General features: G+C 61.8%; 24 protein-coding genes. 5 read left to right on the top strand and 19 right to left on the bottom strand.

Translation table 11 applies throughout. The features are described from left to right. On the bottom strand, positions 1-1,335 hold the full coding sequence (locus tag QCE79_RS20535) for a PLP-dependent aminotransferase family protein (protein ID WP_309847430.1): 1,335 nt from the start codon (positions 1,333-1,335) through the stop codon (positions 1-3). A 93-nt stretch (positions 1,336-1,428) separates the two neighbouring features. Between QCE79_RS20535 and QCE79_RS20530 the strand changes: the two genes are divergently transcribed. Next, the gene (locus QCE79_RS20530) at positions 1,429-2,043 is read left to right on the top strand and encodes a DJ-1/PfpI family protein (protein ID WP_309847428.1); all 615 of its coding nucleotides are present in this window, start codon (positions 1,429-1,431) and stop codon (positions 2,041-2,043) included. A 25-nt stretch (positions 2,044-2,068) separates the two neighbouring features. On the opposite strand, the gene QCE79_RS20525 is transcribed toward QCE79_RS20530, so the two are convergent. The 4 genes from QCE79_RS20525 to QCE79_RS20510 form a co-directional block, all read right to left on the bottom strand. Further along, positions 2,069-3,298 carry a Gfo/Idh/MocA family oxidoreductase gene (locus QCE79_RS20525; RefSeq protein ID WP_309847425.1) on the bottom strand — a complete coding sequence of 410 codons (1,230 nt, stop codon included), beginning with the start codon at positions 3,296-3,298 and terminating at the stop codon, positions 2,069-2,071. A gap of 48 nt (positions 3,299-3,346) precedes the next feature. After that, a complete protein-coding gene (locus QCE79_RS20520; protein WP_309847422.1) occupies positions 3,347-4,006 on the bottom strand; it encodes a YoaK family protein in 660 nt (219 codons plus the stop codon). Between the two features lie 161 nt (positions 4,007-4,167). Continuing rightward, on the bottom strand, positions 4,168-5,457 hold the full coding sequence (locus QCE79_RS20515) for an MFS transporter (protein ID WP_309847420.1): 1,290 nt from the start codon (positions 5,455-5,457) through the stop codon (positions 4,168-4,170). Between the two features lie 221 nt (positions 5,458-5,678). Then, entirely contained in the window at positions 5,679-6,686 is a 1,008-nt protein-coding gene (locus QCE79_RS20510) for an NAD(P)-dependent alcohol dehydrogenase (protein ID WP_309847418.1), read from the bottom strand. A gap of 98 nt (positions 6,687-6,784) precedes the next feature. On the opposite strand from QCE79_RS20510, the gene QCE79_RS20505 reads away from it, so the two are divergent. Further along, positions 6,785-7,714 carry a LysR family transcriptional regulator gene (locus tag QCE79_RS20505; RefSeq protein WP_309847415.1) on the top strand — a complete coding sequence of 310 codons (930 nt, stop codon included), beginning with the start codon at positions 6,785-6,787 and terminating at the stop codon, positions 7,712-7,714. 23 nt (positions 7,715-7,737) lie between these two features. Here QCE79_RS20505 and QCE79_RS20500 read toward each other — a convergent pair whose 3' ends face one another. Genes QCE79_RS20500 through QCE79_RS20470 form a run of 7 tightly spaced genes read right to left on the bottom strand, consistent with a single transcriptional unit; the run spans position 7,738 to position 13,868 of the window. Further along, positions 7,738-8,988, bottom strand: coding sequence for an FAD-binding oxidoreductase (locus QCE79_RS20500; RefSeq protein WP_309847412.1), 1,251 nt, complete (start codon positions 8,986-8,988; stop codon positions 7,738-7,740). Between the two features lie 40 nt (positions 8,989-9,028). Then, positions 9,029-10,285 carry an FAD-dependent oxidoreductase gene (locus QCE79_RS20495; protein ID WP_309847409.1) on the bottom strand — a complete coding sequence of 419 codons (1,257 nt, stop codon included), beginning with the start codon at positions 10,283-10,285 and terminating at the stop codon, positions 9,029-9,031. After that, positions 10,285-10,665 (bottom strand): RidA family protein, encoded by a 381-nt coding sequence (locus tag QCE79_RS20490; protein WP_244831146.1) that lies wholly within the window; start codon positions 10,663-10,665, stop codon positions 10,285-10,287. The genes QCE79_RS20495 and QCE79_RS20490 overlap by 1 nt, the downstream gene beginning before the upstream one ends. Positions 10,666-10,720: 55 nt before the next feature. Then, positions 10,721-11,374: an amino acid ABC transporter permease gene (locus tag QCE79_RS20485; RefSeq protein WP_250493891.1), complete on the bottom strand. Its 654-nt coding sequence runs from the start codon at positions 11,372-11,374 to the stop codon at positions 10,721-10,723. Next, positions 11,371-12,057 carry an amino acid ABC transporter permease gene (locus QCE79_RS20480; RefSeq protein ID WP_244831144.1) on the bottom strand — a complete coding sequence of 229 codons (687 nt, stop codon included), beginning with the start codon at positions 12,055-12,057 and terminating at the stop codon, positions 11,371-11,373. Before QCE79_RS20480 ends, QCE79_RS20485 begins: the two co-directional genes overlap by 4 nt. A 1-nt stretch (position 12,058) precedes the next feature. Next, positions 12,059-12,862 (bottom strand): amino acid ABC transporter ATP-binding protein, encoded by an 804-nt coding sequence (locus tag QCE79_RS20475; RefSeq protein ID WP_284507916.1) that lies wholly within the window; start codon positions 12,860-12,862, stop codon positions 12,059-12,061. Between the two features lie 28 nt (positions 12,863-12,890). Then, on the bottom strand, positions 12,891-13,868 hold the full coding sequence (locus QCE79_RS20470; protein WP_244831143.1) for a transporter substrate-binding domain-containing protein: 978 nt from the start codon (positions 13,866-13,868) through the stop codon (positions 12,891-12,893). A gap of 280 nt (positions 13,869-14,148) precedes the next feature. Here QCE79_RS20470 and QCE79_RS20465 point away from each other — a divergent pair, with 280 nt between their 5' ends. After that, the gene (locus QCE79_RS20465; RefSeq protein WP_244831142.1) at positions 14,149-14,763 is read left to right on the top strand and encodes a helix-turn-helix domain-containing protein; all 615 of its coding nucleotides are present in this window, start codon (positions 14,149-14,151) and stop codon (positions 14,761-14,763) included. Here the strand turns inward: QCE79_RS20465 and QCE79_RS20460 are convergent. The 5 genes from QCE79_RS20460 to QCE79_RS20440 form a co-directional block, all read right to left on the bottom strand. Beyond that, the gene (locus QCE79_RS20460; protein ID WP_309847402.1) at positions 14,736-15,746 is read right to left on the bottom strand and encodes a helix-turn-helix domain-containing protein; all 1,011 of its coding nucleotides are present in this window, start codon (positions 15,744-15,746) and stop codon (positions 14,736-14,738) included. The genes QCE79_RS20465 and QCE79_RS20460 overlap by 28 nt on opposite strands. A 36-nt stretch (positions 15,747-15,782) precedes the next feature. Further along, positions 15,783-16,568, bottom strand: coding sequence for an ethanolamine ammonia-lyase subunit EutC (eutC, locus tag QCE79_RS20455; RefSeq protein ID WP_309847399.1), 786 nt, complete (start codon positions 16,566-16,568; stop codon positions 15,783-15,785). Beyond that, a complete protein-coding gene (locus QCE79_RS20450) occupies positions 16,565-17,959 on the bottom strand; it encodes an ethanolamine ammonia-lyase subunit EutB (RefSeq protein WP_309847397.1) in 1,395 nt (464 codons plus the stop codon). Before QCE79_RS20450 ends, eutC begins: the two co-directional genes overlap by 4 nt. Before the next feature lie 121 nt (positions 17,960-18,080). Next, positions 18,081-18,743 carry an HAD family hydrolase gene (locus tag QCE79_RS20445; RefSeq protein WP_309847395.1) on the bottom strand — a complete coding sequence of 221 codons (663 nt, stop codon included), beginning with the start codon at positions 18,741-18,743 and terminating at the stop codon, positions 18,081-18,083. A gap of 16 nt (positions 18,744-18,759) precedes the next feature. Then, positions 18,760-19,344: a hypothetical protein gene (locus QCE79_RS20440; RefSeq protein WP_244831137.1), complete on the bottom strand. Its 585-nt coding sequence runs from the start codon at positions 19,342-19,344 to the stop codon at positions 18,760-18,762. Between the two features lie 199 nt (positions 19,345-19,543). Between QCE79_RS20440 and QCE79_RS20435 the strand changes: the two genes are divergently transcribed. Next, complete coding sequence (locus QCE79_RS20435; protein WP_250467837.1) at positions 19,544-20,080, top strand: YbaK/EbsC family protein; 537 nt, start codon at positions 19,544-19,546, stop codon at positions 20,078-20,080. Between the two features lie 13 nt (positions 20,081-20,093). Here QCE79_RS20435 and QCE79_RS20430 read toward each other — a convergent pair whose 3' ends face one another. Both QCE79_RS20430 and QCE79_RS20425 read right to left on the bottom strand, forming a co-directional pair. Next, a complete protein-coding gene (locus tag QCE79_RS20430) occupies positions 20,094-20,459 on the bottom strand; it encodes a glyoxalase superfamily protein (RefSeq protein WP_250493881.1) in 366 nt (121 codons plus the stop codon). A gap of 7 nt (positions 20,460-20,466) precedes the next feature. Then, a complete protein-coding gene (locus tag QCE79_RS20425) occupies positions 20,467-21,207 on the bottom strand; it encodes a DUF2278 family protein (RefSeq protein WP_250493880.1) in 741 nt (246 codons plus the stop codon). A gap of 121 nt (positions 21,208-21,328) precedes the next feature. Between QCE79_RS20425 and QCE79_RS20420 the strand changes: the two genes are divergently transcribed. Then, positions 21,329-22,999, top strand: coding sequence for a metallophosphoesterase family protein (locus QCE79_RS20420; RefSeq protein WP_309847391.1), 1,671 nt, complete (start codon positions 21,329-21,331; stop codon positions 22,997-22,999). The last annotated feature ends 240 nt before the right edge of the window (positions 23,000-23,239 follow it).

Below are 23,239 nucleotides of genomic sequence, written 5' to 3'. Positions count from 1 at the left end.
TCAATACGCGTACTCGCCGATCACCCGCCTCACTGTCTCGAGCGAATCGCGCAGCACATCGCGCTCGACGGAACCCAGCGCCAGCCGAATGGCATGCGGCACATGCGGCGAAACCGAATAAGGTTCAGCGGTCGCCACCGAAATGCCCTCGCGCATGAGTGACGCTGCGACCTGATCGGCGCGAACCTCTTCCGCGAGCGGCAGCCACACGAAATACGACGCAGGATGACGGACGCATCGCATGCCCGCGAGGATGTCGGCGGCCATTGCCTGACGATGCTTCGCGTCGCGACGCTTCTCCGCTTCGAGCCGGCGCACGGTGCCATCGGTGAGCCATCCGCAAGCAATTGCCGTCATCACGCCCGGCGTGTTCCAAGTGGTCGCTCTTACAGCGCGTTCGATCGCTTTCATGGCGTCGGCGAATGCCACCACGAAACCCACGCGCAAGCCCGTCGCGACGCTCTTCGAAAGCCCGGAGACATAGACGGTCGACTCGGGTGCGAGCGCGGCCAGCGGTGTGGGAGGATCGTCGACGAGGAAGGCGTATGCGGCGTCCTCGATGATCAAAAGCCCGTGCTTTCTTGCAATCGCCACGAGTTGCTTGCGACGATGCGCGCTCATCACCCAGCCAAGCGGATTGTGCAGCGTGGGCATGGCGTAGACCGCCCGCACGCGGCGCCTTCTGCATAAGTGGTCCAGCGCATCCAGATCAGGCCCGGAGCCGGCCGTTGGAATCGGCGCGAGTTCGAGCCCGTGCGCCTCGGCCAGTACCTTGAAGCCGGGATACGTCAATGCATCGGCCGCGACGACATCGCCGGGACGAAGCAAGCCCACGACGGTCGCCGCGAGCCCCGCTTGCGCGCCGTTGACGATGGACACTTCGTTCGCGCTCACCGCAAGCCCGCGCGCCTTCAAATGTCGCGCCACGATTGCCCGTTCATGCGGACGGCCACCGTGAGGCTGGTAACGAAGCAGACTTTCGAGATCGCCCGAAGCGGCGAGCTGGCGCAAGGCGTTGCGCAGCAACTCGGCCTGACCCGGCAGCGACGGATAATTGAAGTTGAGATCGATCATGTCCGATCCCAACACGTGCTGATCGACACCCAGGCCCGGCGGCAGCGAGATTTCCCGCACGAAAGTGCCGCGCCCGGTCTCGCCGCGCACGAGGCCCATCGCTTCGAGTTCCGCATAGACGCGCGACGCCGTGACGAGAGCGAGGCCCTTCGTGGCCGCAAGCTGGCGATGCGTGGGCAGGCGCGTGCCCGCGCGCAAACGGCCCGCGCGGATATCGGCGGCCAAGGAATCGACGAGCGTCTTGTAGCGGGGCTGGGCCATGCGAAATGTATCCATGACAATTATTTGATTGTAATGGACTCCAGGTTTAGCATCGGCTCATTCGATCATTCAATCGCTCAACGGTGCGCCATCATGCATATCGCCATTCTCACGTTCGAAGGCTTCAACGAACTCGATTCGTTCATCGCGCTGGGCATTCTCAATCGCATCAAAAAGCCACACTGGCGCGTGTCGATTGCGACACCCGAAACGCGCGTGAAGTCGATGAACGGCGTGGTAATCGAAGGCCACATTTCCCTGCGCGAGGCGAGTGACGCGGATGCGGTCATCGTCGGAAGCGGATTGCTGACGCGCGAAGTCGTCGCCAATGCAGCGCTCATGGCGCAGATGCGGTTCGATCCGGCGCGGCAGTTACTCGGCGCGCAGTGTTCGGGCACGCTCGTGCTGGCAAAGCTCGGGTTGCTTGGGGGTGTTCCCGCTTGTACCGATCTGACGACGAAGCCGTGGGTCGAGGCAGCCGGCGTCGATGTGTTGAATCAGCCGTTTTTCGCCAACGGCAATGTGGCAACCGCTGGCGGCTGTCTTGCTTCGCAGTATCTGGCAGCTTGGGTTATTGCGCGATTCGAAGGCGTGGAAGCGGCCGAAAGCGCGCTGCATTATGTGGCGCCTGTGGCCGAGAAAGAGGACTACGTTGCGCGCGCCATGCGCAATATCACGCCGTACCTGGCGCTCTCGCCTACGCGTTGATGTGCGGCGAGAGCGCTTTGAATCTTCAAGCGCTCTCGGCCACCGCAATCGGCCGCCCTTCTCGCGCCGACCGATAAATCGCCTCCATCAACACCTGATCGCGCAGACCTTCTTCACCCGGTGTGTCGGGCTGGCGATCATCGCGCACGCACTGCGCGAAGTGGTCGATTTCGAGCATGAACTGATCCTTGAATTCGAGCCGCTGCTCTTCGACCACTTCGAAATCGTCCTTGCGTCGCGCAATGCGCATGCGCTGTCCCTTGTACGCAAACGCGTTCTCGATATCGATCCAGCCTCTCTCAAGACGGATACGCATATCCTTCGATTCATGCGCGCCGTAACTGCTTGCGCATTGCGCAATCGCGCCCGAGGGAAAGCGTAACGTGAACGCGATGGTTTCCTCCACTTCCCGATAGCGTTCGTCATCGGCGGGATTCACGATCTGCGCATAGACCTCGACGGGTTCCTCGCCGAGCACATGACGCACGCCATTCAAACAGTACAAGCCGATATCCGGCAAGGCGCCGCCGCCCGCCAGGGCCGACCTCAAACGCCATTGACCGCCGGGACCTTGCACCTGCGCATTGGTCGCCTCGATGATGCGCGCCCTTCCCAGCTCGCCCGATTGCACGAGCTTCATCGCTGCACTGTTGAAGACTTCGAATTGGCAACGGTAAGCCACCATGAGCTTGACGTTCGCCTTCGCGCAGGCGTCGATCATCTGGCGCGCCTCGTCGGCGGTGTTGGCCATCGGCTTTTCGCATAGCACATGCTTGCCGGCCTTCGCTGCTGCAATGACGTGCGGCAGATGCAAGCCGTTAGGCGTGACGACGTATACCGCTTGAATGTCGGGATTGTCGGCGAGACGCGATATGTCATCGTAGTCATGGACGGCCGCTTCGTTCACGCCGTATTGCGCGGCAACCGCCCGCGCCTTGTCTGGACTGCCCGACACCAGCCCCGCAACCCGCGCGTGCTTACTGTTCACGAACGCCGGCAAAATCTGTTCGAGCGCCAAACGTCCTAGACCGACGATTGCAAAGCCAACACGTTTGTCCGGCGACGTCGGTGCTGGCGGCGGAGGCGATGGCTTGTCCGCATCGCCCTTCCAGTTCGGGAACTCGACCTTGCCGTCCTCGACGCTGCCCACGTCGATCTCCGCGGGCGCTTGCCATTCGCCGGATGCGGGCAGCTTCGGGCCATCGGCGGTGCCGGGGCCGGTGACGGAATAGGGAGTCGTATCGTTGCCAGACATGAGTAGTTTCTCCATCGTTGAACGATTGCTGGACGAATCGAACAGCAATCAATGCGCGAGCCGTTCCGCGTGCATGGCGCTGCCATACACGGTCGCAGTGAGTGCGCAGACGAGTGCGGCAAGCGCAATGGCCGCCAGCGCACCAGGGCCGAACAGAATATTCAGCACCGTGCCCGCAGCTGCGCCGACGATCCACAATATCCAGCGCAGCATGCCGAGCGCAGCCGCGCCGAACTTGCGGCTAGCGAGTTGCCTGCCGACGCTAATGAACGTACCCGTAATGAACGTGACGCCCGGCTGATCGGCGAGCGCCTGATTGATCGCGCCCATGCCTGCCGCGACGAGACACGTCGTGAGCGGCGAGAACTGCTCGCCCGTGAGCGGCACGGCGCAAGCGAGAAGGATTGCGGTGAGCGTGAGGGACAGGGCGGCGCGCCATCGGGGAAAGCGCGTTCCAAGCCACGCGGCAAGCGTCGTGAAGGCAAGAAAGCACGCGATGACGCAGATGAGCGGAATCGTCTTTTCGAACGCGCCTTGAACAAGCGACTGACTCAGCTTGGTGGAATTGCCGGTCATATAGACCGCGAGCCATTCCTTGCTGTGAAGCATGACGAGCGCATCCGTGCCGCCAGCGATAGCAACGAGCACGAAGACCGGAAGAGGCGAACGAGCGAGCCGTTCGAGTATCGAAGAATTGGGTGAAGGCAAGGCGATGCTCCGTGACTGGCGGCATGGCGAAAGCGGTGCTCCGCGATGCAGGTGCGCGTGACGAACATCGTTCGCCAGGACCCTTTGCCTCGAGCATCGGGCGCAAGATCGATGCCCGACGCTTACCAGTCAGCTTGGCTTCTACCTTCGTTGTTACTTCTTCAGACTGGCGCGCCACGCAGCCGCATGACTTGCGTTTCACGCACGGCGACCCACAAGATCACCATGCCGAGTGCCGACAACGCGCTCGCGAGAATGAAAGCCGACGAGTAACCCGCGCCGTACTGAATCAGAAAGCCGGTAATGCTCGGCGAGAGAATGCCCGCGAGATTCGCGAGCAAATGTACGAAGCCGCCCGTTGCGCCAATGCGATCACGCGGCACGATGTCCTGCAACAGCGACCAGCACGCTTGCGGCGTCATGAAAGCGAAGAGACTCGCCACCGCGATCAACGCGACGGCAGGCGCAAGCGAACTCACGCGCGACACCAGCAACACGCAGATTGCCGCCACGCCAAGTCCCAGGATGATGACCGTCTTGCGCGCGAAGAGCACGTTGCCGGTCTTCTTGTAGAGCGCGTCGGAGATGATGCCGCCGAGCACGAAGCCCGCCGTCGCGCCGAGCCACGGCAGGATGCCGATCACGCTCATGTGCTTGATGTCGAGATGCTGATAGTCCGTGAAGTAGCTCGGCAACCAGGACAAGAAGAAGTACAGCACGTAGTTGAACGCGAAGAACGCGGCAGCCACGCCGAGCACCGGCAAAGACAGCAAATAGTGCATCACGCCCGCTTGCGAGCCTGCTTCAGCGGAACCCTCCGCGTGATGCGGCACGAGCCTGTCGCTCGCGATATGCGCGGCTTCCTCGCGCGTCACGGCAGGATGATCTTCCGGATGATCGCGAAAGCACCGCAACCAGAACGCAATCCACACGAAGCCGAGCACCGCGATCACGACGAAGGAAATGCGCCAGCCGAACTGCAAAGCGACCAGCCCGACGATCGGTGCGGCAATGGCGGCGCCCAACGGCTGACCGGCGTTCGTGAGACCCACGGCGCGGCCCGCTTCACTGCGCGGGAACCAGTTCGAGATCGACTTGTTGGTCGTCGTGCCCATTGGGCCTTCGGCGACACCGAACGCGACGCGCGCCACCATCAGCGTGGCGAAGTTACCCGCGAATGCCGTGGCGCCGCAGAACAGCGACCAGAACGCGGCAGCAATGGCGAACACCTTGCGCGGACCAAACTTGTCGGCCGCCCATCCGCCGATAAAGCAGAACACGCAGTATCCGATGAAGAAACTGCTGAACAGCACGCCGAGTTGCGCGTCGTTGATATGCAGTTCGCTCTTGACGAGCGGTGCGACCACGGAGAGCGCCGCGCGGTCCAGATAGTTGAGCATGCCGGCAAAGAACAGCAGCGCGGCGACTATCCAGCGGTAGCGGAATCGCATGTCTTCTCCTTTGGGTGCTATCGAAGCGCGTGAGGAATGCGCGCACGCGAGACCTGACGACGAATCTGTAAAGATACGTCATCATACAAGTCAGTTGCTTGCCTCGCGTCCGTGAAAACCCTACGAACCGCCGGTTTCATGCGGTCCTTCACACACAGAATGCTTTCCTTACATAGCGCCAAAAGGTGCATTACGATTGACTAGTTGTACGACAACCGGCATCAAGTGGCGTCTATCACCACTTTGCCAAAGTGGCCACCCGATTCGAGATAGGCATAGGCTTCCTGCGCGGCATCGAAGGGAAAGACGCGATCGATCACCGGTTCGATTCGGGACTGTGCGATGGCCTTGACCGCATCGGCGAGATTGGCCGTCGAGCCAGTCTGATTACCGACAATGCGCAAGGTCTTCACCATGACCTTGAGCAAGGGCATCTTCGTTTCCTCGCCGCCTATCAGCCCGACGACGAAGATCGTTCCACCGATTGCCGCCGCGTTCACCGAGCGCTCGAAAGTCGCCACGCCGACGGTTTCCACGACGAGATCCGCGCCACGCCCTTCCGTGGCTTCGAGCAACGCGACGTCCCATGCGGGCGTGGTCCGGTAGTTGATGGTGACGTCCGCGCCCAGCTTGCGCGCGCGGGCGAGCTTCTCGTCCGATGAAGACGCGATGATCACGCGCGCGCCCGCCGCCTTGGCAAGCGGCAGCGCAAACAGACTTACACCGCCCGTACCCAGCAACGCCACGGTGGACCCCGGCCGCACATTGCCCGCGACGATGGCGTTCCATGCGGTCGTCGCGGCGACCGGCAAACTTGCGGCCTGCACGAACGGCATGGCAGCGGGAATGGCGACGAGCGCGGTAGCGGGCACGACCGCATATTCCGCGAGCGAGCCTGGCATGGTGACGCCGCGAAGACGCTCGCCGTTCGCTACCGTGAGCGGTCCTGCGGCCCAATCCACGATCATTCCGGCGATCACGCGATCGCCCGCCTTCCAGCCTTTCACGCGCGATCCGACCTCGACGATCTCGCCCGCGCCATCCGCACCCGGCACGAAGCTCGCGTCCACGTTGCCGAAGCGCGCGTTCGCCACCATGAGATCGAGATAGTTGAGTCCCGCCGCGCGAATGCGGATGAGCACTTCGTCGCTTTCCGGTACGGGCTCGAGTGCGTTATCGGTCAACGTCAATTCGTAGGGCTTGCCTGCCTTCAGTCGATACGCTTTCACGGTGCGCTCCTTTTTCGTTAAGCACAGAGGTCATGCTAACGAAGACGCGCCTCTATAATCGACCCACATGGCATAACATTCGTGCATGGGGTGCATCAATGAACGGCGTCGAAACGGATCAGGTTCAGGCGTTTCTCGCGGTGCTCGCGACCGGGAGTTTCACGGCGGCAGGCCGCCAGTTGGGGCGCGACGGCTCGGTCATTTCCCGACGTATCGCGGAACTGGAAACGCGTCTTGGCATTCGTTTGCTCGAACGGTCGACACGCCGCGTATCGGCGACGGAAGCAGGCACGCGTTATCGCGATCGCGTGCGCGAAGCGTGGGACATCATGCGCGATGCGGAAGACGAAGCGCGCTCGCAAGCTGCGACGCCGCGCGGGCTCTTGCGCATCAGCTTGCCCGCAGGGTTCGGGCGCATGTGGATTGCGCCGCGCATGCCGGAGTTCCTTGCGCGCTATCCCTCGCTCGATGTCGAATGCACGTACACGGACCGTTATGTCGATCTGATCGAAGAACGTTTCGATGTAGGCGTGCGTATCGGCAAACTGGAAGACAGCCGGCTTGTCGCGCGGCCGCTTGCGACCATGCGGCGCTTACTGTGCGCATCGCCGGATTATCTCGCCGCACGCGGACGTCCCACGAAGCCCGAAGACCTGATGCGCCATGAATGCATCGGCTTTTCGCGGCTCTCCACGCATCCGGTATGGCATCTGAAACGCGACGACATGCACCGCGCCATTCGCATCAACGCGAGAATGACGACCGATGAGATCGATGCCGTGCTGCATGCGGCACGCGCGGGCGTCGGCATCATGTATGGGACGGACTGGCTCGTCGGCCGCGAATTGCAGAGCGGGGAACTGGTGCAAGTGCTGCCCGGCTGGAAGGTGGACGCGGGCGAACAACTCAGCGTGGTGCGCGCGTCTTCCAAGCATGCGGCCGCGAAAACGCGTGCGTTCATCGACTGGGTGGTGCAATCGTTCGAGACGCCGCCGTGGGGGACTACGCGCAGGCGTCGAGCGAAGTAAGACGCGCGCGGCGGCAGTATCGATTATTTAAAGCGGTCCGCGGAGAAGCGCTCGATTGCGCCGGGACTCTTGCCGTGAATCAATCGCGCGACCATGTCGCCCGTGGTTCCCGCCAGCGTGATGCCGAGATGCTGATGCCCGAACGCGTAGATCACGCGCTTGTCCGCCGAAGATGGTCCGATCACCGGCAAGTAGTCCGGCATGGTCGGCCGGATACCGAGCCAGCTACTGGACACGGGCGCTTCGATATCCACGTTGCGGCGGATGCTTCGTTCGATGAACGCCGTGCGCGAAGGGTTCAACGGTGACTTGATCCCGCTCAACTCGATAGTCCCCGCAGCACGCAGCCGCAGGTCCCGCAACGGCGTCATATAGAAGCTCGACTCAACGACGCAAGTCGGCCGCGTGAACATCGGCTTATCCAGTTGGAACTCGACATGATAACCGCGCTCCGCGCCAAGCTGGATGGAATCGCCCATTTGCGCCGCGAGCTTCGCGGACCATGCGCCGCCCGCAATCACCACTCTGTCGGCGTGTAGCGTTTCGCCGGCAGCGGAACGCAGGCAGATGCCCGCGGTGCTGCTTGAAATATCGCTGACCTCCATGCGTGCGTAACGCTTCTCGTCGATCAGCGGTTTGGCCAGCGCCTGCACGAAGCCTTGCGGATCGACGAGATGGTATGCGGCAGGAAATAGCACGCCGCCCACCGTGCGCTGCTGCATGGCGGGTTCCAGTTGCGTGAGTTCGGCCGCGCTTATCACCTCTTGACGAATGCCCAGCAAGCCACGCAGTTTGATATCGCCCGCGGCGCGCTCGAACGCTCCTTGCGTGCGATAAGAGTAGAGACAACCATCGCGCCGAATGAACGACTCAGCGTGTGGATTGTCTTCGAGAAGCGGCGCATATCCCTCGTGCGTACCATGCAGCAACGACGCAAGCGCTTCGCTATTGGCGACATAAGCGCGCCGGTTGCATTGCCCGAGAAACGCAGCGAGCCATCCCGCATAGCTTCCCAGGCGCGACCAGCGAATGGAAAGCGGCGAGTCCGCGCCGAACAGCAAGCCGGGAATGTCGCCCCAGATTTTCGGCTGCGGCACGGGCGTGCATGCGTAGTCCGCAATGGTGGCCGCATTGCCGAACGAAGCGCCGCCCGCTATCTCGCCCTTATCGACGAGCAACACGTCGAGACCCGTTCTTCGCAACCACAACGCGCACGCAACGCCGACCACGCCCGCACCGATCACGATGACTTCGCGTCTTCCCTCACCCGACATGACTTGCCCTCTTGCATTGACTTGATTATCGCGCTTCGTTTCACCAGAAGCTGCGCGTGAGACTGAACGGCGTGCCGCGCGCATCGCTCCGGCTCGTGATCATCGACGTGATGAGATCGGCCGAGCCGCACGCAAGCGTCCAGCCGAGCGCGCCGTGTCCCGTGTTGACGAAAAGACGCGGCACCGCCGTCGGTGAAATGATCGGCAATCCATCTGCCGCCATGGGCCGCAGCCCGCACCAGGGCTGCACTTCGGCAGGCATCCGGATCTGCGGAAAAAGCCGCGTCAGCGCGCGTTTCAGGTTCTCCACGCGACCGGGCCGCAGCGTCCTGTCGAAGCCATCGAATTCGACGGTGCCCGCCACGCGCAGCATGTCCTTGAGCGGCGTTACGCCGATATGCTCGTAATCGTCGACGATAGGCCGTTGCGGCAGAAATCCCAGTTCGTCGGCACGGAGCGTAAGCGAATAGCCTTTGACGGGCGCCATCGGCAGGCGCACGCCGAGCGGGCCGACGAGCGACGGAGACATCGCGCCCGCGCATATCACGACGCTATCCGCGCTCAGATAATCGTCGGCGAGACGAACGCCGGCAACAGAACCGCGCTGCAGGTCGATACCGCTCACCGCGCTTCCCCACCGAAACGTCACGCCTTCGTGTTCGGCTGCGGCGGCGGTCGCGACGCTGAACGCATGCGCGTCGCCCCACGCATCGGATTCGAGCAGGAGCGCCGTGCCAATGCTATGTGCAATGCCTCCGAGCGATGGTTCGAGCGCCACGCTTTGCGCTGCATCGAGTCGCCTGACCTTTGCGCCCATGCGCTCGAGCATGCGCGCGAACGATTCCGCGCGCCGCTCGGCGTCCTTGCCGCGAATCAGTTCAAGCAGGCCGCCACGCTGGATGCCCGCGTCTATGCGCTTCTGGCCGAGCAGACGCTCCATGGCCGCGAGGCTTTGCTGACCGAACGCGGTGAGCGTCGCAGCCGTCTTGTAGTACTTGGCAGCGCGGCAGTTGGCCAGAAAGCGCACACCCCACATGCCGAGACCGGGGATTGCGCGAGGCCGCAGCAGAAGCGGCGCATCTTCGCGGCCGAGCCATTTAAGCAATTGCATCGGCGTGCCGGGTGAAGACCACGGCAACGCGCTGTTGGCCGCGAGCAAGCCGCCGTTGGCGAAGCTGGTTTCCAGGCCTGCTTCACGGCGGCTGTCTATCACGGTGACGCGGCAGCCCGCGCCCGCAAGCGCGAGCGCGGTCGTCGTCCCGATGATGCCCGCACCGATGACGATCACATGCTTCATCAGGCAACCTTGCTCACATCGGCATGAGCCAGGATTTCGATCTTGCCGCCTTGCACCATGAGATCGGCGATGATGGTCGCGCGGTTCGGATACGGCTTCGTGAAGAAGCGGCGATAGACCTCGTTCATGCCTTCGAAATAGCTCTTGTCCGTGAGAAAGACCTGCACCTGCGTGACGTCGTCCATGGTCGCGCCCGCCGACTCGACAATCTGCTTGAGATTCGCGAACGTCAGTTCGGCTTGCGTGGCGATGTCGCCATCCTCGATCGAACCGTCCGCGCGAATGGGAATGCTCGCCGTGTAGAGCGTGCCGTTCGAGACGGTCGCCCATTCGACCGGCGCGCTTCCGTTGGGCAAGCCGGTTTCGATGACCTTGCGCATACACTTACTCCTTCTGTTCTGTCTTGAGAGACTCTGGTTGGGAAAGACCGCTGTATCAGCCGTGAGCAGGCTGACGTCGCTCGATATGACGCATCAATTGCGACAGCGGATAACACAGCACGAAATAGAACGCCCCTACGGTGACGTAGATTTCGAACGGCATGAAATACTGCGAGCTCAAGTCCTGAGCGCGCAGCATGAGGTCGGGCGCGGCGATGAGCGAGGCCACCGACGTGTCCTTCAAAAGCGAGATGGCGACATTGCCCGAAGGCGCGAGCACCAGCCGAATGGCTTGCGGCAGCACGACCCAGCGCATGGCCGCGCCGCTCGTCATGCCGATGCTCGCGGCTGCTTCGCTTTGTCCGCGTGGCACCGCTTCGATGCCCGCGCGAAAGATCTCCGCGAAATACGCGGCGGCGTTCATGCCGAGACCAAGCACGGCGGCCTGATACGAATCGAAGCGAATGCCAATGGCAACGAAGCCGAAGTACACGAGAAAGAGTTGCACGAGCGCGGGCGTGCCGCGAAACACTTCGATATAGACACGTGCTATACGCGCGGCCATGCCACGACTGCCCATCCTGACGATGGCGAGCACAATCCCGAGCACGACGCCAATAGCGATGGCGCCAAGCGCCAGACGCAGCGTTGCCCATGCCGCCTGAAACAACTCGTCGTGCATGGAAGACCAGAGTTCGGAATAGTTCATGACAGCGCCGCCCTCGGTTTGCCGAGTCCGCGCTCGGTCGCCGTCGAAAGACGCGACAACGCCAGACTCAGCAGCAGATAGATGATCGCCACGATGAAGTAGATGAGGTTGGTCTGATACGTCTCGCTCACGAGCATCCTTGCGCGGAACACGAGTTCCGGCACCGCCACGGCGGAAGCGAGCGACGTATCCTTCAATAGCCCGATGGCGAAGTTGGCGAGCGCGGGCAAGGCGAGCCGCATCGATTGCGGCAGCACGACGGTTGCGAGCGCCATTGGCCATGTCATGCCGATGGCAAGCGCCGCCTCGCGTTGGCCTCGGTCGACGCCGTTGATCGACGAACGGAACACCTCGGAGAGAATCGCCGCGCCGTTGAGACCGAAGCCGAGCGTTGCGGCCACGAATGCGGGCAGCGTGACGCCGATCCGTTCGAGCCCGAAGTACAGCACGAACAACTGCGTCAGCAAGGGCACGTTGCGGAACAGTTCGAGATAGACGTTCGCCACCGCCTTCAACACGACACTGCGCGACAACCGCATGAGCGCGATCACGAAGCCCAGCAAGAAGGCCACGCAGAACGCGCTCGCGGTCAGCACCACGGTGGTCACCGCGCTCACGCACAACACGCGCACGAAATACGGCAGAAAATGCAGGCTGTGAGCCCACGCGGTGAGAAGCGCCATGTCAGTGCTCCAGCACCGCGCGCAAAAACGCGCGCGTGCGTTCGACCTTTGCATCGTGAAAGATCTGCCGTGGCGGTCCTTCCTCGACGATCTTGCCATCGGCCATGAACACGACCTTGTCGGACACGCTTTCAGCGAAGCGCATCTCGTGCGTCACGATGATCATCGTCATGCCTTCGTCCGCGAGCTTGCGCATGACGCCGAGCACTTCGCCCACGAGCTCGGGATCGAGCGCGGAAGTCGCTTCATCGAAAAGCATGAGCCGCGGCTTCATGGCGAGCGCGCGCGCAATGGCCACGCGTTGTTGCTGGCCGCCCGACAATTGATCGGGAAACGCGTTGCGCTTCTCGTCCATGCCCACTTTCGTCAGCAACGCACGCGCTTCGTCGATCAACTCGCGGCCGCTGCGCTTCTGCACCTTGCGCGGTCCGAGCAGGACGTTGTCGATCACACTCAGGTGCGGAAACAGGTTGAAGCGTTGGAACACCATGCCGATATTCGCGCGCATGGCGGCGAGTTCGCGGCCCGACATCGCTTGCCAGCCGTCACCGTGACGACGCTCGCCGATAGCCGCGCCGTCGATGAAGATATGCCCCGCGCTCGGCGTCTCGAGAAAGTTCACGCAGCGCAACAGCGTGGTCTTGCCCGAGCCGCTCGGTCCGATCAGCGACACCTTTTGCCCCGGCATCACATCGAGGTCGATGCCCTTCAACACATGATGCGTGCCGAAGGACTTGTGCAGGCGGTCGATACGCACGAGCATGCGCGTATCGACCGAAGGAGTGGCGCTTAGCGTCGCAGACATATCGCGGTGTCCCATGATGATCCGGCCTTCAGGCGAAGGCTTTGCTGAAGTCCCGCGAATCGTGCGCGAACGGGCCAATCAGCGCGCCCTTCGCGTCGCGGTCCACGCCGGTGCGCGGGTCGGTCGGCAACGGCTGCAAGTAGTCGGGATTGTCGATCCCGTACTTCGCGAGAATCGGCTTGATCTGGTTGGTGCGCCAGAGCCAGCGCACGCCTTCGTTGATGCCGTCGAACAGGTCCTTCTTGTCCGGACTCACGCCCCAGATCGACGCGAACTTGCCCGTGAGGCTGGGGTACGCTGCGTCGAAACCGATGGGAATCTGTTTCAGTCCCCACGACGGATTCTGCTGGATCATGTAGTCCACGGTCGGCGCGTCGAGCACGGCGAAGTCGAGACGCCCCGCGACGACATCGCGCAAGCACGAGTCGATACCGTCATACAGTTTCACTTCGACGATGCCCGGAACCTTCTTCATGTCGGGCACGACCGAATAACCCGTCGCCGTGCCGATGGTGTGCCCGCTCAAGTCCGCGATGGCAAGCGAACTCTTCTGCGTCTGGTTTTGCCGCATGATGACGTAGGCGCCCGTGTAGAAAACGGGATCGGTGAGCAACAACAGCTTGGCGCGGATCGGCGTCCACGCGAAGTTGCCGCCGAACCAGTCCACGCGGCCCGACTTTACCGCTTCGATCACAGCGGAAAAGGTCATCTGCTGCACGTCGATCTTCAGTTGCAGACGCTCGGCGATCAACTGCAGCATGTCGAAGTCCGTTCCCACGAGCTTGCCGTCGCGCACGGATGCAATCGGCATGTCGCCGAGGCACGCAGCGGTCAGATAGCCGGGACGCACGGTTTTGATCGGCGCGAGCGTCGGTGCGGCGAGTGCCGCGCGACCGAGCGTGCTTGCGCCGAGTCCCGCGACGACCCCGTAGCCCGCCGTCTTGAGAAAGCCTCGCCGGGATGACTTGAGTGCGTCGATGGCGTGGGTGAGAGGATCGTCGAACATGGTGGTCAGCCCTTCCTGAATGGATTGATCGGGTAACGTCGGCGGTTTTTGCGTATATGCAAAACCATGAAAACCATCGTATTGAGCTAAAATTTGATGGTCAAGAAAAACTTTTGCATATACGCAAAAACATGCAAACGCCGGGCGCTTATGTCACCATGTCGTGATGGCGAAGTGGCGGCTCCCCGCATATCGAACGAATACAAGAGACACCATGCAAACAGAAAATCGCCCGCGGAAGGCGGCGCAGAGAACGAGCCCTGCGGCAAAGGCGGCGGTCGTGCGCAAGCCCAAGCGCAAGCCGGAAGCCGAGGCGGCGCCCGCACCCGCGCCTGTTGAAGAAACAAGCGAAGCGAGTCCCGGGGAGACCATCGCGCATCATCGGCACGCGCGGGGCATGACGCTCGCGGCGTTGTCGGAGTTGTCGTCGGTGGCGATCTCGACCATCTCGCGTATCGAGAATGGCCGTATATCGCCGACTTATTCGGTGTTGTCGCGGCTAGCGAAGGCGCTCGATATCCGTTGGCCCGACATGGTCGGCGGCAACGAAAAGTCCTTTGCGCAAGGCTGTCGGGCAGTAAGCCGCGCGGGTCATGGCGTGAAGCATCCGACCTCCACCGGTATCTTTGAATGGCTCGGCGCGGACCTCGTGACGAAGTCGATGGAGCCGACGCTCATCGAAGCCAGTGCCGATACCGGCAAGCATGTGCTCTCGGCGCATGACGGACAGGAGTTCATCTACGTCACCGATGGCTCGTTGATATTCATGATGCGCGACTACGCACCGCTCATGCTCGAAAAAGGCGACAGCGTGTATTTCGATGCAGCCACGCCGCACGCATGCTATGGCGTCAAGATGCCGGCGCGCTATCTGTCGATCGTGGCAAAGCCGTGAGCTCGCGCGGTTGCGGTGTTGAGCGTTTCCGAAGGACGCATGCCGAAAAGCTTGCGATAGTCGAGCGCGAACTGGCTGAGGTGCCAGAAACCCCATGCAGCGGCAGCGTCCTGAACGGTTTGCGTCTTTTGCGCGGCACCGGCATGTCGTAGCTGACGTCGCGCACCGTTGAGGCGTATGGCGCGCAAATAGACATTCGGCGCCATGCCGAATGCTTCCTGAAAACAGTATTGAAGCGTGCGGCGGCTCACATGCAGATGCGTGCACAGTTCGGGCACGTTCACGGCGCGGTCGTGATTTTCGAGCACATAGTGACGCGCTTGCGTTGCGATCGCATGACGACGCGAGGCCACGGGCAGCGCGGCCGGCTCGCCGCATTGCAGCGCGCCGCACTCGAAGAGCCACGACAACAAGGACGAGCGCATCGACTCGGTCGGTGTGATTTCGCTTCGTAACATGGTCATGAGCGATGCCGCGAGTCGCGCACGTTCTCCCGCACCCACGACGACGATCTCACCGCGCGACGTGGCGCATTCGAGATCGATATGCTCGACGTCTTCGGCATGACGGCGCAGCGCATCATGCGTTGCAACCACGCCGAGAATTTCGTAGCCGGACGGCGTCAGCAGTTCGAACTCGACGCCGCCCGGGCGAACCGCAAGCGCGTTTTCATCGATGGCGCGCGACTGTATGCGCCCGGCGCCATCGCGCAAGAGCGGGATGCCGAACCAGCACGCATCGACCGGCACTTCGCAGCTTTGGCGCAAGGTCTGGCTCGTCGTCTCGCGAAACAACTGCACGTCGTCGAAGTCGATCTCGGCAAGCGTGCCGACGAAGCGTCCGGCGCTCAACTGATCGTAGACCTGCCGCCAGCCGCGCAGATTGCCCGCCTGCTCGTCCGCATCGTGCGAGACGAGCCGATGCACGCACGGACCGCGCGGCGCGTCAGCATTCGGCTTGGATGGTCTCGCTGCGCTTCTCATGGGACGAATATAGATCGCCAAAATGAAGTATGTCGTTCAGGCGTGGCACGCAATCGACGTCAGTGGTTCTTTCGCGGCGATAGCCGCGTCGCTGTCGTCCTTGAGCGCGACGCCAGTAAGGCCCAGACGACGCGCATGCGTCAGCAGATAATGCAGCTTGTACGCGGCCGCGTCGTGGTTCAAACCTTCCGGACGCACGTTGGATATGCAGTTGCGCTCGGCGTCGCTGCGGCCTACCGCTGGCGCGTAAGTCACGTAGATGCCGAGACTGTCCGGCGAGCTCAGGCCCGGCCGTTCGCCGATCAACATCACGACGATACGCGCGCGCATTACTTCGCCGATCTCGTCGGCGAGCGCGACGCGTCCTTGCCGGGCGATCACGACAGGTCCGATGTTCCAGTCGTCGAGTCTCGAAAGAATCGCCTGCAAGAAAGGCACGGCCTGCTTCGATGCGGCAAACGCCGACAAGCCGTCCGCGATCACGAAGAGCACGTCATGGTCTCGTGCACACGTTGCGTCGAGCAATGCGCGGCTTTCATCGGCGAGACGGCGGCCAAGGTCGGGGCGACGCAGATAATGCGCGCGATCCGGCGCCGCGCTATGCACATCGACGACGTTCGCAAAGCCGGCATCGGCAAGACGCGCGCGAAGTGCGTCGACATCGAGGGGATGATGCACGGCGTCGCGCGCCTGCGCATGCGCGAGATTGAACGCAAGCAACGGTTCGGTCGGCATGCCACTGCCCGCGCGGCCGAGCGCAATGCGCGCGTTCGTGAATTGCCGCAACGACTGCCACGGGTTCTTGACGAGTGTATCGCTCATGCGGCCCCCATCCATTCGCGCGATGCTTCGAGCAAGGGCTGACGCGTCGCCGAATCGATCAATGCGCCGCGCGCATTGGCTATCTGCATCGTTTCGAGCCAGGTTTCGAACTCGGGCGAGCGGCGCAGGCCGAGCACTTCGCGCGCATAGAGCGCGTCGTGAAACGAGGTGCTTTGATAGTTGAGCATGACATCGTCCGCGCCTGGCACGCCGATGATGAAGTTGATGCCCGCGACACCGAGCAACGTGAGCAGGCTGTCCATGTCGTCCTGGTCCGCTTCGGCGTGATTGGTGTAGCAAATGTCGCAGCCCATCGGCACGCCGAGCAGCTTGCCGCAAAAGTGATCTTCGAGACCGGCGCGCATGATCTGCTTGCCATCGTAAAGATACTCGGGACCGATGAACCCAACCACCGTGTTGACGAGCAGCGGTTCGAACTTGCGCGCGACGGCATACGCGCGCACTTCGCAGGTCTGTTGATCGACGCAATGATGCGCGTTCGCCGACAGCGCGCTGCCTTGTCCCGTCTCGAAGTACATCACATTGTCGCCCACGGTGCCGCGTTTGAGCGAGCGCGCGGCTTCGAACGATTCCTGCAGCAACGCGAGCGAAATGCCGAAGCTCGTATTGGCCTTTTCGGTGCCCGCAATCGACTGAAACACGAGATCGACAGGCGCGCCCTTCTCGATGGCCGTGATCGTGTTGGTCACATGCGTGAGAACGCAGGACTGCGTCGGTACGCCGAAACGCTCGCAAAATTCGTCGATCATCACGAGCAGGGTCGTGATCGCGGCAAGATTGTCGCTGGCGGGATTGATGCCGATGACGGCATCGCCGCAACCGTACATCAGGCCATCGAGCATGGATGCCGCGATGCCCTTCACGTCATCGGTCGGATGATTCGGTTGCAGACGCACCGACATGCGCCCCGGCAAACCAATGGTATTGCGAAAGCGCGTCACGACCGGCCGCTTGCGTGCAACCGCGATGAGGTCCTGATTGCGCATCAGCTTCGACACGGCCGCGATCATTTCAGGCGTGAGACCAAAGGTGATGCGTTCGAGCGCGGCGGTATCGGTCGTGTGGCTCAAGAGCCAGTTGCGGAAATCGCCGACGGTGAGATGCGCGATGTCCGCGAAGGCCTCGCGCGAGTGTTCATCGACGATCAGCCGCGTGACTTCGTCCTGCTCGTAGGGAATGAGCGGTTCTTCGAGGAACCTTTGCAAGGGCACGTTCGCCAGCGCTAGTTTAGCGGCGACACGTTCTTCCTCGCTCGTTGCGGCCACGCCCGCAAGTTGGTCGCCCGAGCGCAAAGGGCTTGCCTTTGCCAGCAGGGTTTTAAGGTCGGCGAAGCGGTAGGTGCGCACGCCGATCGTTTCGGTAAAGCTCATGGGCGGCTCGCTCTTGGAAGGCCTCGTCGAAGGCCATCCTAGCGGCTCAAAAACCGGGGAGTTATCGAAAATCGGCAAACTTGGGCGATGCGCGCGGCTTCGCCCGAGGTTCATCGCGCGCTTAAGCTTTCAGCTTCTCAACCAGTTCACCGAAGCCCTGCAATACGATATCCGGCTCCATCGCCGTGCAACGCGCCTTGTCGCCGTAGCCATACGCGGCCCAGCAAGCAATGGCGCCGATGTTGCGCGCAAGGCCCAGATCCGCTTGCGTGTCGCCGACGACGGCAATCTCACCGCGGGGAACATGCGGATAGCGAGGCGCGATAAGTTGCTCGTAACACGCTGCATCCGGCTTCTTCGGCAAGCCGGGCGGGTCGCATACGAGCATGTCGAAGAAGTGGGTAATACCGTAATGATCGATTGCCTTCTTCACCGACGCTTCCGCCTTGTTGCTCGTGATCACCAGGGCAACGCCCAAGGTCTGCAACTCCGTGAGCACGCGTTCGACATCGGCGAAAAGCTGCGTATGTTGCAGTCCACGTTCGACGTAATACGCGCGATACGTGGCCGCCCATTCATCCGCCTGAGCCACGCTCAGGCGCGAGCCCATGAGCTGCTGCATAGCCTCGGACATGACCACGCCCGCTTCGATCACGTGCTCTATGCGCGCGGCATCGGGCCGCTCCACACCGTAATGATCGAAGGTCAATTCGATGCAGGTGCGAATTGCATCATGCGTGGCGCACAACGTTCCGTCGAAATCGAGCAGGCAGAGTTTGATCATGCTTGGGTCATGTGCCTCAGGCCTTCACGATGCCCAATGCGACCAGCGCTTGTGCGACTGCCGCGCGCATTGGCCAACTCCATTCGGCTTCGTGCTCTTCGGTATAGCCTTCGAGCACGCTGCCAGCCGCCACCGCGCCGGGATCGGCTATGGCATACGTAAAGATGAGCGAGTTGTCGCGCGGACGGCGCGGCAGGTCCACCGGATGCTGCTCGTAAATGAGCTTGCCCAGATTGCCGTATTGCACATTGGCGCCGCGATAGCTGGCATAGCCCGCGGCCTTGGCCAACTGCATGGCGGTGATGGTGCGCGCGGGCGCCTGATAGTGCGCGACGAGCATCTTCCGCTGCCCTTCGCTGACGGGCAAGATAGCCTTGAACGCCGCGATGTAGGCGTCCACTGCCGCATCTCCCGCGCCGGTCGCCGGTCCCATTTCCGCATCGATCGCCGCACGCACGGTGCGTTCGGCGTCGTCGAGCGTCTCTCCGGTTTCCTTGAACGCGGCCTTCTGATCCTTCCACGCCCAACATTGCGCCACACCGTTGGACGCGTTCTTGATAACCAGCTCATAGCCCCGGTACGTGACCGTCGATCGACTCATTCCAGCCCCTGAACAAAGATATCTTTTCGAGCGCGAACGCGGCTTGCTTGCCTGTTCGCATTCGATTCCACGAGGGACAAGTATATCCGGTCGATGCTTCCAGCATGGTTGCAGCGCTGCGCGGCTCACTGGATTCGGTTACGCTTGGCTTTTTTTCGGCACTTCGGGCCTTTGCCTGAAGCCTCTTTATCGAACGCTCATGAACACGCCACAAGCCGATTACGCTCTGAATCTCGACATCATGTCCGCCGACGAAGCGGCCGCGCGCCTGCCCGCATCCGTGCTCGCGTCGCTGAACGGCGCAAACGTCGATGTGTTTCGCGTGCCCGACGACGCCTCCGATACCGCCGCCTGCAGCGCGCGCTTCGGTATCGATCTCGACGACTGCGCGAACACCATCGTCGTGCGCTTCAAGAAGGACGGAGGCGAACAGTTCGCCGCTATCGTCACGCTGGCGACGCGCCGGCTCGACGTGAACGGTGCGGTCAAACGCGAACTCGGCGCGCAACGTATTTCGTTCGCGTCGCGCGAAGCGGCCACGGAGTTGTCGGGCATGGAGTACGGCGGCATCACCGCGTTTGGCTTGCCTGAGTCGATGACCGTGCTCGTGGAAGCGTCCGTGATGGAGCGCGAGCGCATCGTGATGGGCGCAGGCATCCGCGAGGCAAAGCTGCTGCTCGCGCCGCAGCGTTTGCTCGCACTGCCGCAAGTGATCGTGGCGGCGTTGGCCGTGTAGCCTGGGATTGCCGTCAGTTCTTCGCCAGTTCGCAGAACCGAATGCGATTGCCGAACGGATCGGCGACTTCCATCACGCGTCCCCAGTCCACCGTTTCGACGCCGGGCTTCGCATATCGATACGCCTTCGCTTCCAGCTCGCGATGCAACGTATCGATATCTTCCATCGGCACGAAGATGGTCGAACCGGGTGTTGCATCGCCATGATGCTCGCTCAAGTGCAACGTGAGGTCCGAGCGCCTGATCTGCGCGTAGAGGGGAAAGTTCTCGCCGAACGTATGCTCCCATTCGAGCGTGAAGCCGAGGAAGTCAAGATAGAACTCCTTGGCCCGATCGACGGCAAAGATGCGGATGATCGGTATGGCAGGATGAATTCGCATGCTGAGTTCAGTCGAGTATAGGATGCGACTCGCCCGGAATCGGAAAGCCGCGATTATCTGTCGGCACGAGTTGCGTTTGAAACGCCACGAAGAGCGCCTGATACTTGCCATCCACTTCGACGATCACGGCACCATCCTGCGACACACCGTTTTCATTCGAATGATCCTTCACGTGGCTACCCTTCATGGGCTTTGGATTGCCTTGATTCATATGCGTCTCGTGAAGCCCGTCTTCTCCCGGCTGAAAGAGAAAGCCGAAACCATAAACCGTGACGTCCTTCGTTGGTTTCCAGCCGCGCCGTTCATCCTTGTAGCTCGGCGTCGGATAAACATAGTTCACCGGATCGGCTGACATATCGAGCTGCAGCATCTCGTTGACGAGCGCGTTGATGTCGTTGTGCTCGCTTGCCGTGTCGAGCGGAATAGGACGCATGGCGCTTAGATCGACGAGGCCTTCTTCGTGCACGTAGTCGAGTTTAGGAAAGCTCGATGTGGTGACGCCCGCATTCAGTTTCGCGAGGTCTGCCGTGATCGCGTTGTCGAAGTTCTGATTCAGCACATACAACACGAGGTACCCCGCAGGACCCGTCAGCGAGCTATCCGACTTCACGTTCGTGACGATGCGAAACTCGTTGCCCTTCTCGTCGTCGCTTACGATCACATAGTGCGGGTCGCCTTTGTAACCGTCCAGAAAGGGAACGCCAAGCCTTACCTTTCCCTTGAACACCACGTACTCGTTGCTTGCCATTCTTCGCTCCTGTTTTCACCTAAGCCGGTCGTGCAGGCCGTTTGTCATAGCCGGGTCATACCGATAGTAATAATGTCTCCGGACACATCGCGTCCTGATCAAACGAGGAGACGGCCCGTCCATGGTAACGAAGAACCCGCAAGACTCCGCATCTATTGCATCGCGCAGAGGCTTTCTCAAGCTCGCCGGTGCGTCCGGCATAGCCACCGCGGCCAATGTCATGAGCGCGACGGCGAACGCGGCATCGCCCGGCCCGGATGGCACGCCCGAACAAGTGCATCTGACTTGGGGCCAAGACCCGACGCGCGAAGTCGTCGTGAGCTGGGCATCGCTTGCGCAGGCCGTGCATCCGCGTGTTCGCATCAGAACGCACGAAGGTCATGCAAGCGTGATTCACGGCGTACAACGCACTTATACCGATGGTCTGAACGGCGAGATTGTCTGCACGTATCATGCGCGTCTTGGCGACCTTCATCCGGACACGACGTATCACTACGAAGTCACCGCCGATAACGACAGCAACGCGGCCCAGCCTTTCAGCGCGAGCTTTCGCACGGCGCCGCGCGGCCGTCGCAAGTTCCGCTTCACGAGTTATGGCGACCTCGCGACGCCGAACACGGGCTGGGTGTTGTCGTCGCCGCAAAGCCGTTTCGCGGTGCAAGCTGTGGAACGTTTCGACCCGCTCTTTCACTTGCTCAACGGCGATCTCTGCTACGCGAATCTCAACGCCGCTCATCAGCCTGAAGTGTGGCGCGACTTCGGCAATAACGCGCAGGTCTCTGCCGCGAATCGTCCGTGGATGCCTTGTCCGGGCAATCACGAAGTCGAGTTCAACAACGGCCGCCAGGGCTTCGATTCCTATCTCACGCGCTACACGTTGCCCGACAACGGCACGCAGTTTCCGGGGCGCTGGTATAGCTTCCGCGTCAGTTCGGTGCTGTTCGTTTCGCTCGATGCCGACGACGTCGTGTATCAGGATGCCGCCGCATTCGTCGCCGGTCCCGCTCCGCTCGTTCCGGCCGCGAGCACGGGCAATCCGGCCATCGAACCAGGCACGTCGTTCTACATTCGCGGCTATAGTCAGGGCATGCAGACGCGCTGGCTCGAAAAGACGCTGCGCGATGCGTCGCGCGACGACGACATCGACTGGATCATCGTGCAGATGCATCAGGACGCGCTGAGTTCGTCGAAGACGGGCAATGGCTCCGACAAGGGCATTCGCGAAGCATGGCTGCCCTTGTTCGACCGATACGGCGTGGACCTCGTGCTGTGCGGCCACGATCACGATTACGAGCGCAGCCATCCCGTGCGCGGTTGCAATCATCACGCAGGCCGCGATGCGACGACCGGCGAACGCGTCGACACCTTGCAACCGCGTCCGGTGATGACAGCGCATCGCGCGAACGATCCTATCGATACTTCGCACGGCACGGTCCATCTGATTCTCGGCGGCGGCGGCACCAGCGCGCCGCTCGACGTCTACGGCACGGACGCGGGCACGGGCAATCCGCAAGCGCAGGTCTTCACGAAACGCAACCGGCCCATTCCGGGCGCGACGGCGGGCACGTTCGTGCGTCCTGTCGCGGATGCGGTGGAAGACGCCATCTGGTCCGCGCAACGCGATACGGGCACGGGCTACGGCATCGCCGTTTTCGATTGCGATCCGGGCGAGCATGGCGGCAAGACATCGATCACGATGAACTACTACCACGCGCCGGGCGCGGACCAAACGCCCACCGCGGACTACGAGTTGTTCGAAACCATCGTTCTCGAAAAAGGATGCCGTCGCTGATTAGCCCGCATTCATGCCCGCAGCGCCGCGCGTTGCGGGCGTTTTGCTTCTTACGCATCTAGTACAGGCACTGTACGCACCCTTACATTCGCCTGACCATTTCGGAAAAAGTTCCCTGGAATTGTGAAATTCTTTCCAAATATTTCGGCCTTTGTGTAATGATAGTGATTCGCATTCACCTGAATTAAGGGCTTATTTCTGATTCGTGGATGCCGAGCCAAGAACAAGTCAATTGCGCAT

This window comes from Caballeronia sp. LZ003, from assembly GCF_031451465.1.
Classification (GTDB): Bacteria; Pseudomonadota; Gammaproteobacteria; order Burkholderiales; family Burkholderiaceae; genus Caballeronia.
The sequence above is the reverse complement of the archived record's forward strand: the minus strand, read 5'-3'. Positions and strand labels throughout refer to the sequence as shown.

Coding starts and splice junctions, on each gene's coding strand:
- QCE79_RS20535 (WP_309847430.1), bottom strand. CDS start 1,335: ATGGCCCAGCCCCGCTACAAGACGCTCGTCGATTCCTTGGCCGCCGAT.
- QCE79_RS20530 (WP_309847428.1), top strand. CDS start 1,429: ATGCATATCGCCATTCTCACGTTCGAAGGCTTCAACGAACTCGATTCG.
- QCE79_RS20525 (WP_309847425.1), bottom strand. CDS start 3,298: ATGTCTGGCAACGATACGACTCCCTATTCCGTCACCGGCCCCGGCACC.
- QCE79_RS20515 (WP_309847420.1), bottom strand. CDS start 5,457: ATGCGATTCCGCTACCGCTGGATAGTCGCCGCGCTGCTGTTCTTTGCC.
- QCE79_RS20505 (WP_309847415.1), top strand. CDS start 6,785: ATGAACGGCGTCGAAACGGATCAGGTTCAGGCGTTTCTCGCGGTGCTC.
- QCE79_RS20500 (WP_309847412.1), bottom strand. CDS start 8,988: ATGTCGGGTGAGGGAAGACGCGAAGTCATCGTGATCGGTGCGGGCGTG.
- QCE79_RS20495 (WP_309847409.1), bottom strand. CDS start 10,285: ATGAAGCATGTGATCGTCATCGGTGCGGGCATCATCGGGACGACGACC.
- QCE79_RS20490 (WP_244831146.1), bottom strand. CDS start 10,665: ATGCGCAAGGTCATCGAAACCGGCTTGCCCAACGGAAGCGCGCCGGTC.
- QCE79_RS20485 (WP_250493891.1), bottom strand. CDS start 11,374: ATGAACTATTCCGAACTCTGGTCTTCCATGCACGACGAGTTGTTTCAG.
- QCE79_RS20480 (WP_244831144.1), bottom strand. CDS start 12,057: ATGGCGCTTCTCACCGCGTGGGCTCACAGCCTGCATTTTCTGCCGTAT.
- QCE79_RS20475 (WP_284507916.1), bottom strand. CDS start 12,862: ATGTCTGCGACGCTAAGCGCCACTCCTTCGGTCGATACGCGCATGCTC.
- QCE79_RS20470 (WP_244831143.1), bottom strand. CDS start 13,868: ATGTTCGACGATCCTCTCACCCACGCCATCGACGCACTCAAGTCATCC.
- QCE79_RS20460 (WP_309847402.1), bottom strand. CDS start 15,746: ATGAGAAGCGCAGCGAGACCATCCAAGCCGAATGCTGACGCGCCGCGC.
- eutC (WP_309847399.1), bottom strand. CDS start 16,568: ATGAGCGATACACTCGTCAAGAACCCGTGGCAGTCGTTGCGGCAATTC.
- QCE79_RS20450 (WP_309847397.1), bottom strand. CDS start 17,959: ATGAGCTTTACCGAAACGATCGGCGTGCGCACCTACCGCTTCGCCGAC.
- QCE79_RS20445 (WP_309847395.1), bottom strand. CDS start 18,743: ATGATCAAACTCTGCCTGCTCGATTTCGACGGAACGTTGTGCGCCACG.
- QCE79_RS20440 (WP_244831137.1), bottom strand. CDS start 19,344: ATGAGTCGATCGACGGTCACGTACCGGGGCTATGAGCTGGTTATCAAG.
- QCE79_RS20435 (WP_250467837.1), top strand. CDS start 19,544: ATGAACACGCCACAAGCCGATTACGCTCTGAATCTCGACATCATGTCC.
- QCE79_RS20430 (WP_250493881.1), bottom strand. CDS start 20,459: ATGCGAATTCATCCTGCCATACCGATCATCCGCATCTTTGCCGTCGAT.
- QCE79_RS20425 (WP_250493880.1), bottom strand. CDS start 21,207: ATGGCAAGCAACGAGTACGTGGTGTTCAAGGGAAAGGTAAGGCTTGGC.
- QCE79_RS20420 (WP_309847391.1), top strand. CDS start 21,329: ATGGTAACGAAGAACCCGCAAGACTCCGCATCTATTGCATCGCGCAGA.